The sequence below is a fragment of the Frankia sp. CcWB2 genome, assembly GCF_977927585.1.
In genome coordinates, this window is record NZ_CDWRCM010000002.1 from 55,252 (window position 1) to 56,266 (window position 1,015).

A 1,015-nucleotide genomic window follows, 5' to 3' on the forward strand; every position below is an offset into this window, starting at 1 on the left:
CCGAGGGTAGGCGGGAGCTGCGGGTCGGTCCGGTGCAGGTAGGACTCGACCAGGCCGTTGGCGGCGCTGCGTGCCGCACGCTTGGCGACCTGTGCCTTGCCCTTCTCCCGCAGCCAGGACTTGGCCTTCTCGAAGTCCCCGGCGTTGTCGACCAGCGCCTTCTTGACGTCGCTCATCCCAGCGCCGGTGAGCTCCCGGAGCTTCCGGATGTCAGCGACTGAAATCTCTGCCATGGTGCTCTTCTCGTCGGTGTGGGTCTGGATGCTGTCGTAGTTCTACCGGTCCCGGCCCCGCGGTGCCCTTCGGGCGTCGCGGGAGCGCCCACCCGAGCGGCCCGGGGCCCGGGTCCGACCACCGGAACCAGGCCTGACATTCGGGAGCGGTGGTCCCCGACCCGACTCGGGGAACCACCGTCCTCCTCACACGATGTCACCGCTGGTCGATCGCCATCACCGCGGGCGAATGAGACGCGGTAGCGGGTCAGACCGTGGTGCCGACCGCGGCGTCCGGTCGTGTCCCGTCCGCGGGCCCCGCCGTCGCCGGCTCCACCGCACCCGGGGCCTCGACAGGTGCCTCACCACGCAGCAGTGCCTGCTCCCACTCGGCGAGCGGCTCCTCACCCGCAGACTGCTCGGGCTTGGCATCGGCAGAGCTCGAGGCGCCCGCACGGGCCATCAGACCGTCCGCGACCGCATCGGCGACCACCCGGGTGAGCAGCGCAGCGCTGCGGATCGCGTCGTCGTTGCCGGGGATCGGGTAATCGACCTCGTCCGGGTCGCAGTTCGTGTCGAGAATCGCCACGACGGGAATGCCGAGCTTGCGGGCCTCACCGACGGCGATGTGCTCCTTCTTCGTGTCGACGACCCACACCGCGCTCGGCACCCGGCTCATGTCGCGGATACCGCCGAGGGTGCGCTCGAGCTTGACCTTCTCCCGGGTCAGCACGAGCTGTTCCTTCTTCGTGCGCACCTCGGTGCCGCCGGTCACCTCGATCTCCTCGAGCTCCTTGAGCCGC

General features: G+C 70.0%; 1 protein-coding gene and 1 pseudogene. Both read right to left on the bottom strand.

Annotation, left to right across the window (positions count from 1 at the left end; translation table 11 throughout):
* Positions 1-233, bottom strand: a pseudogene (locus ACY45C_RS00985) (translation elongation factor Ts); the annotation flags it as partial.
* Positions 234-480: 247 nt separating this feature from the next.
* The coding region (gene rpsB, locus ACY45C_RS00990) for a 30S ribosomal protein S2 (protein ID WP_462185790.1) at positions 481-1,015 on the bottom strand (535 nt) is incomplete at its 5' end.